The sequence below is a fragment of the Delftia sp. GW456-R20 genome, assembly GCF_001622915.1.
GTDB lineage: Bacteria > Pseudomonadota > Gammaproteobacteria > Burkholderiales > Burkholderiaceae_C > Comamonas > Comamonas acidovorans.
The window spans coordinates 1,008,270-1,014,921 of sequence record NZ_LWCN01000003.1 but is presented as its reverse complement, the minus strand read 5'-3'; the positions used below and the strand labels follow the sequence as shown (position 1 = coordinate 1,014,921).

Sequence of the window (6,652 nt, the reverse complement as noted above, 5' to 3'; positions counted from 1 at the left end):
GCTTCACGCCCGTGATCGAGGTCGGCTCCACTTCGCTGTTCCTCGTCGCCGGGCCCGGTGCGGGCGTGCGCAGCTTCAAGGATGCCATCTCCTCCAGCCAAGGTCGCTCGCTGGGCTATGCCACGCCGGGCAATGGCTCGCCCATGCACTTCCTCGGCGAGATGGTCCGGCGCGCCACGGGCGCCCGCTTCGAGGCCATTCCCTACAAGGGCGTGGCGCCGGCCGTCACCGATGTGGTGGGCGGCCATGTGCCCTTCACCTACAGCACGCTGGGCTCCATCGCTCCCTATCTGCCCGGCGGCAAGCTGGTGGCGCTGGCCGTGGCCGATGCCCAGCGCTCACCGCTGGCGCCCGACGTGCCCACGCTGGCCGAGCTGGGCTACAAGGACGTGGAGCTGACCGCCTGGTACGGCCTGTTCGGCCCCAGGAACATGCCCGCCGAGGTGGTCAAGCTGCTGAATACGCATCTCAACGAGATCCTCAGGATGCCCGACGTGGTGGCGCGCATGGCCACGCTGGGAACCGTCCCCGTGGGCGGTCCGCCCCAGCGCCTGGGCAAGACCAATGCCGGCGATTTCGAGCGCTTCGGGCGGCTGGTCAAGGAACTGGGCATACAGCCGGACTAGATTGAACAGGCGCTGAACGAAAGGAGGGAGGAAGCAGCGGGCGCCGGCGCAAGTCATCCCGGGTGGTGGCCCGGGGAAGGAGGGTGGTCTTGCGCCGGCGCATCCTGCCTGATGCGCTCGGCCAGCAGGTGGGACATGAAGCGCAGGTAGCGCTCGATCTGCTGGTCTGCCTCGAGTCCCTCACCGAACAGCTCGGCCAGCAGCGGCCGTGCCGTGGGCAGGAAGGCCGAAATGCTGAGGATGGCCAGGTGGATGAAGCGCGGGTCCACCTGTGCCGGGTGGCTGGCCTGCGCTCCGTCCATCAGCATGGTCGAGGTCAGCTCCAGCCCGCGCCGCGTGATGCGCTGCAGCGGCGTGCCCGAGGGCGGCGGCTCTTCTTCGCTTTCGTAGTGGTAGATCTCGGAGAGCGCCAGCCGCTCGAACTGCGGGTGCTCGCGCATGAAATCCAGCCGCAGCAGCAGGCGCTGGTAGACGCGCTCTTCCACCGTGCCCTGCGTCCTGAGCGCCACTTCCATGCGGTTTTGCAACTCGCGCATCAGGGACTCCGTCACCTCCTGCAGCAAGCCCTTGAGGCTGCTGAAGTAGTAGCGCACCAGGGCACGCGTGACACCGGCTGCCGCCGCGATTTCCAGAATGCTCAGCTGCTCCGGCGTGCGGGTCTTGAGCAGGTTGACCGTGGTCTGCAGGATGATGTCCCGTCCCACGGCATCGTCGGCCAGCGGGCGGCCGCTGTTGCGGCGGGGCTTCTTGGGCGCGGATTCGGTTGGCTTCTTTTGAGGCGGCATGCGGGCCATTGTCGGCGATACACAGGCAGCGGCCGCGCCGCAAGCGTCAGGGCTGGGCGGTAATGCGGGCCAGCGCGTCCGCGATCTCGCGGGCCTGCTGGGGCCGCACCAGCCTTTGCACCTCCTGCCCGTCACGCAGAAAGATCAGGGTGGGCCAGAGCTTGACGCGGTAGCTGCGACCCAGGGCCCGGCCGGGGCCGTCTTCCACCTTGATGTGCGCCACCTGCGGGGCGGCCTCCAGCGCCTGGGCAATCAGCGGTTGCGCGCCCTGGCAGTGGCCGCACCAGGCGGTGCCGAACTCCAGCAAGGTAGCGCCGGGCAGCGTGTCGACGGTGCTGCGATCGGGGGCGTCGGTCAGGTGCTTGGACTGGAAGGGCATGGGAATCTCCTGTCAGGGAAAGGCCTGCAGCGGCAGGATGGACACGGCTTCGCCGGCTTGCACGGCACCGCGCTCATGTTCGAGCACGATGAGGCAGTCCGCCTCGGCCATGGAGCGCAGCACGCCCGAACCCTGCGGCCCGGTGGTGCGGACCAGGCAGCGGCCATCGGCGCCTGTGGACAGAAGGCCGCGCTGGTACTCGGTGCGGCCCGGCCGCTTGGACAGCGCATGGGCAGCCACGGCCTGGGGCAGGGCGGCCGGCTCGGCAGCTGCCTGCGCAGCGCCCATGAGCTGCAGCAGTGCCGGACGGACAAAGACCAGAAAACTGACCATGGCGGCCACGGGATTGCCAGGAAGGCCGATCAGCACCGTGGTGCGTGCAGGCGTGCGGCTTGCGGCAAACGGCGTGCCCGCATCGGGCTGCAGCAGGCCCACGGCCAGCGGCCGGCCGGGCCGCATGGCCAGTCGCCAGAAGTGCACGCAGCCCATGCGCTGCAGCATGGCGCGCGTGTGGTCGGCCTCGCCTGCGCTGATGCCGCCGCTGGTCAGCACCACGTCGGCCAAAGAGGCGGCTTCACGCAGGCGCTCCTGCAGGGCCTCGGGCTCGTCGGCCACCACGCCCAGGTCCAGCACCTGCACGCCCATGCGCTGCAGCAGGCCGATGAGGCTGAAGCGGTTGCTGTCGTAGACCGCACCCTCGCGCGGCGCCGTGCCGGGGTGGAGGATTTCATCGCCCGTGGAGAAATAGGCCACGCGCAGCCGCCTGCGCACACGCACCTGGGGCTGGCCCAGGCTGGCAATCAGGCCCAGGGCCGCGGGATGCAGGCGCTGGCCCGCCGCCAGGGCCACGCGGCCCAGGCTCAGGTCCTCGCCGCGCAGGCGCCGGTTGTCCCCGGCACGCACGCTGCCTGCCGGAATGCCGATGTGGTCAGTGCCTGCGGACACGGTGCGTTCATGCGCGATCACCGTGTCCAGCCCGCTAGGCAACACGGCGCCGGTCATGATCTTGATGCACTCGCCGGCCTGCACGCTGCCGTGCCAGGGTTTGCCGGCCAGGGCCTGGCCGACCACGCGCAGCACCAGCGGTGCAGCGGGCGAACCGGCGTGAGCAGCCTGCAGCTGGCCGCCATCGAAGGCATAGCCATCCATGGCGGCGTTGTCATGCGCTGGCACATCGACGGGGGAGACGATGTCTTCGGCCAGCACGCAGTCCAGCGCATCGGCCAGCGCCAGCGTCTCCAACTCTGCCACCGGGCCCAGGGGCTGCAGCAGGCTGGCCAGCTGTGTCAGGGCCTGATCGACCCTCAGGTCCTGGGTGGATGCGGTGGTGGGGGATGCGGGCTGGAAGGATGCTGTCATCAGAACGGAATCCGGTTGGGCAAGGCGGCGTGCGGGCCGGCGGCGCGGGGCACTACGACGGGGTGGCTGCGGCGCGCGCCAGCGCCTGCAGCTCCTGCTGCGTGTTGGCGTTGGCAAAGGCCAGCGGGCTGTCGCCTGCGCGGTCGAAGAGGGCCGTGGCGCAGCGGTGCTGGCCCGTCCATGCATCGATCTTGCGGCCGCCCGAACGTATGAACGATTGCAGACTATCACGCAGCGATGACCGCATCAGGCAGAACACGGGCTGTGCCCGCAGCAGGGATTGATCTGCGTCAAGCGAGCGCTCCCAGCCATGGGCGACGACGATGTCGGCCGCAGGCTGCTGCGACAGCGCCGCCTGCACAAGCCGCTCCACAAGGTCCAGCGGGAACAGCGGCGTATCGCAGGGCACGCAGACCAGCCAGGGCGTCCGGCAGTGCATCAGGCCGCTCAGGAAGCCGGCCAGCGGGCCGGGATAGTCGGGTTCGGCATCGGGCCAGACCGGCGCACCGTGGGCCGCGCCCAATTGCGCATAGGCCTCGGCATGGCGATTGGCGTTGATCAGCAGATGCCCGACCTGGGGCGCCAGGCGGTCCAGCGCATGGGCCGCCAGCGGCTGGCCCAGAAAGGGCTGCAGCCCCTTGTCGATGCCGCCCATTCGCATGCCGCGCCCGCCTGCCAGCACGCAGCCCGTGATGTCGTTCAGGAGCAGTGGGGCGTGCAGGGGAGCGGGATGGGAAGAAGGGGGCATGTGGGGCGGGAGGGAGCAGCGGGAAAAGGGGTAGGGGGCGGGGCGGCGATGGCAGGGCGCCGACGCCCCGCGCACGCCGCACGGATCAGCCGCCGATGTAGCTCATCTCGATGCGCCTGCGCTGCGTGCCCGTGCTGGCCGGCAGGCTGGCGCGCAGTTCGGAGTAGCGGTCGCTGCGCTGCTGCCAGATGGGGGCCAGCGCGGAGGCGACCTCTGCATCGCTGGCGCCGCTGCGCAGCAGGCTGCGCAGGTCCCAGCCTTCGGAGGCGAACAGGCACAGGTACAGCCGGCCTTCGGTGGACAGGCGCGCGCGGTTGCAGTCGCCGCAAAAGGCATGGGTGACGCTGCTGATCACGCCGACCTCGCCCAGCGACGGGTCGTGCAGGCCGCGCGCGTCGGCATAGCCCCAGCGCACGGCCGTCTCGCCGGTGGCGCTGGGCTGCAGCGGCACCAGGGGCAGTTCGGCGCGCAGCCGGGCGATGACCTCGTCGGAGGGCAGGACCTCGTCCATGCGCCAGCCGTTGGTCGCGCCCACATCCATGTATTCGATGAAGCGCAAGGTCACGCCCGTGCCCTGGAAGTGGCGCGCCATGGGCAGGATCTGGTCTTCGTTGGTGCCGCGCTTGACCACCATGTTGACCTTGATGTTGGTCAGGCCTGCGGCCTGGGCCGCCTCGATGCCGGCCAGCACGTCGGAGACCGGGAAGTCCACGTCGTTCATGCTGCGGAACACCGCGTCGTCCAGCCCGTCCAGGCTCACGGTGACGCGGTTCAGGCCCGCGTCCTTGAGCGCGCGGGCCTTGCGGGCCAGCAGGGAGCCATTGGTGGTCAGCGTCAGGTCCAGCGGCTGGCCGCCGGGCGTGCGCAGGGCGGAGAGCTGCTCCACCAGCGTTTCCACGTTCTTGCGCAGCAGCGGCTCGCCACCCGTCAGCCGGATCTTCTGCACGCCGTGCTGCACGAACAGGCGCGCCGTGCGCGTGATTTCCTCGAAACTCAGCAGCGAGCCGTGCGGCAGGTAGCTGTAGTTCTTGTCGAAGACTTCCTTGGGCATGCAGTAGCTGCAGCGGAAGTTGCAGCGGTCGGTGATGCTGATGCGCAGGTCGCGCAGCGACCGGCCAAGCCTGTCCTGCAGATCGCCGGTGGGCGTCTGCAGCAGACTTGGCACGGCGGCCGGGCGCGTGGGGGAGCGCTCGTCGACCAGGGGGATCACTCGTTCTGCCATGCCTGCGATTTTGCCCGAATGCCTATGTCCAGGCACTGCGCAAGCCTGCAGTTCTTGATCTGTGTCTAGACGCAGCGCGCTCCGTCCACCTCGATGCAGGTGCCGCTGATGAAGGCGGCCTCGTCGCTGGCCAGATACAGCGCGGCATTGGCCACGTCCAGCGCTGTGGAAAAGCGGCCCAGCGGAATCGTCGCGCGAAAGCGCGCGCGGCGCTCCTCGTCCACGGGGCCGCCGGCAAACTCGGCGGCCAGGCCGGTGTCGGGGTTGAAGACGGGGTTGATGCAGTTGACGCGGATGTTCTCGGGCCCGAGCTCGGCCGCCATGGACTTGCTGGTGATGATGACGGCACCCTTGGAGCCGTTGTACCAGGTCAGCCCCGGCCGAGGGCGTAGGCCGGCCGTGGAGGCGATGTTGATGAAGCTGCCGCCGCCAGGGAGGCCATCGGCCAGCGCCGGGTTGGCGCGCATGGCGGGCACGCCGTGCACGGCAGAAAGGTAGATGCTCTTGACGTTGATGGCGTAGACGCGGTCGAACTCGGCCTCGCTGACTTCGAGCATGGGGCGGTTGCGGTGCGTCCAGCCCGCGTTGTTGATGAAGGCGTCGAGCCGGCCATGCGCCTGCAGCGTGGCCTCCACCAGGGCCTTGACCTGTTCGCTGCGTGTCATGTCCGCCTGCACGAAAAGTGCCCGGCCGCCTTCGGCGGTGATGGACTGTGCCACGCGCGTGCCGGCCTCGCGGTCGATGTCGTTGACGATGACCCGGGCACCTTCGGCGGCCAGCCGCTGCGCTATGCCGGCCCCGATGCCGCTGCCGGCGCCTGTGACGATGATGGATTTGTCCTGGACACGCATCGGGCTTTGCTCCTCGGTCGGGGGTCAGGCCCCCTGGGTTTCGGTGGTTGCTGTGGTTGCTGTGGTCGCCGGGATCGGGGTCGCGCCGCCTGTGCCGGGCTGCCAGCCCACGAATTGCGGGTAATAGCGGGCCACGCCGGGGCCGTTGAAGTCCCAGCCCAGGCACTGGCCCAGGTGGCGTGGCGGCTGGCTGGGGTCGGCATCGCCAAAGACGCCCGGCACGGACTGGAAGGCGGCGGTGGCCATGTTGAACAGCAGCTCGCGCAGATGCGTGCAGCTGGCCACGCCGCCCAGGTTCTCGTTGATGGCCTTGCGCCAGCCGCGCGCCATGCTGCAGCCCACCATTTTCTGCAGGGCCCGCGTGGCCTCGGGGCAGTGGCCCAGCGGGTGGGAATCCATGACGACCTCGATGGCCTGCACCGTCAGGCGGGCATCGACCGTGGTGCGTATCCACATGTGGTGTATGGCCGTGCCGGCGGGCATGTGGCGGCCGCCGCTCAGTTCGATGTCATGGGTCTTGCTGTCGCGCAGCTCGCCTTCGATATCCCAGAGGCCGTCGGCGCGGGCGTAGCTGCGGTAGCGCACGTCGCGTTCATGCTGGGGCGTGCGGTCGGGAATGGGGGACAAGGGCATGGGGGAAGCTGTTCTTTCTGTCGCGGGCTGCCGGCTGGCGCCGGGCATC

At 69.6% G+C, this 6,652-nt stretch carries 8 protein-coding genes; 1 reads left to right on the top strand and 7 read right to left on the bottom strand.

Annotated elements, in window-relative coordinates; translation table 11 throughout:
- A partial coding sequence (locus A4F85_RS05785) for a Bug family tripartite tricarboxylate transporter substrate binding protein (protein ID WP_197485451.1) occupies positions 1–626 on the top strand: 626 nt, incomplete at its 5' end.
- Positions 627–679: 53 nt separating this feature from the next.
- Here A4F85_RS05785 and A4F85_RS05780 read toward each other — a convergent pair.
- The 7 genes from A4F85_RS05780 to A4F85_RS05750 form a co-directional block, all read right to left on the bottom strand.
- Positions 680–1,411, bottom strand: a complete 732-nt coding sequence (locus tag A4F85_RS05780) for a TetR/AcrR family transcriptional regulator (protein WP_231890445.1) — start codon at positions 1,409–1,411, stop codon at positions 680–682.
- Between the two features lie 46 nt (positions 1,412–1,457).
- Positions 1,458–1,790, bottom strand: a complete 333-nt coding sequence (locus A4F85_RS05775; RefSeq protein WP_012206687.1) for a thioredoxin family protein — start codon at positions 1,788–1,790, stop codon at positions 1,458–1,460.
- Positions 1,791–1,802: 12 nt separating this feature from the next.
- Complete coding sequence (gene moeA, locus A4F85_RS05770) at positions 1,803–3,149, bottom strand: molybdopterin molybdotransferase MoeA (RefSeq protein ID WP_063325919.1); 1,347 nt, start codon at positions 3,147–3,149, stop codon at positions 1,803–1,805.
- A 52-nt stretch (positions 3,150–3,201) separates the two neighbouring features.
- Entirely contained in the window at positions 3,202–3,897 is a 696-nt protein-coding gene (mobA, locus tag A4F85_RS05765) for a molybdenum cofactor guanylyltransferase MobA (RefSeq protein WP_063325918.1), read from the bottom strand.
- Positions 3,898–3,982: 85 nt separating this feature from the next.
- Entirely contained in the window at positions 3,983–5,119 is a 1,137-nt protein-coding gene (gene moaA / locus A4F85_RS05760) for a GTP 3',8-cyclase MoaA (protein ID WP_013801490.1), read from the bottom strand.
- A 65-nt stretch (positions 5,120–5,184) separates the two neighbouring features.
- Positions 5,185–5,970: an SDR family oxidoreductase gene (locus A4F85_RS05755; protein WP_063325917.1), complete on the bottom strand. Its 786-nt coding sequence runs from the start codon at positions 5,968–5,970 to the stop codon at positions 5,185–5,187.
- 24 nt (positions 5,971–5,994) lie between these two features.
- Entirely contained in the window at positions 5,995–6,603 is a 609-nt protein-coding gene (locus tag A4F85_RS05750; RefSeq protein WP_063325916.1) for a DUF2889 domain-containing protein, read from the bottom strand.
- Positions 6,604–6,652: the final 49 nt, after the last annotated feature.

Bases quoted from the DNA above. Each gene is read 5' to 3' on its own strand.
- mobA (WP_063325918.1), bottom strand. From the start codon at position 3,897: ATGCCCCCTTCTTCCCATCCCGCTCCCCTGCACGCCCCACTGCTCCTG.
- A4F85_RS05780 (WP_231890445.1), bottom strand. From the start codon at position 1,411: ATGCCGCCTCAAAAGAAGCCAACCGAATCCGCGCCCAAGAAGCCCCGC.
- A4F85_RS05750 (WP_063325916.1), bottom strand. From the start codon at position 6,603: ATGCCCTTGTCCCCCATTCCCGACCGCACGCCCCAGCATGAACGCGAC.
- moeA (WP_063325919.1), bottom strand. From the start codon at position 3,149: ATGACAGCATCCTTCCAGCCCGCATCCCCCACCACCGCATCCACCCAG.
- moaA (WP_013801490.1), bottom strand. From the start codon at position 5,119: ATGGCAGAACGAGTGATCCCCCTGGTCGACGAGCGCTCCCCCACGCGC.
- A4F85_RS05755 (WP_063325917.1), bottom strand. From the start codon at position 5,970: ATGCGTGTCCAGGACAAATCCATCATCGTCACAGGCGCCGGCAGCGGC.
- A4F85_RS05775 (WP_012206687.1), bottom strand. From the start codon at position 1,790: ATGCCCTTCCAGTCCAAGCACCTGACCGACGCCCCCGATCGCAGCACC.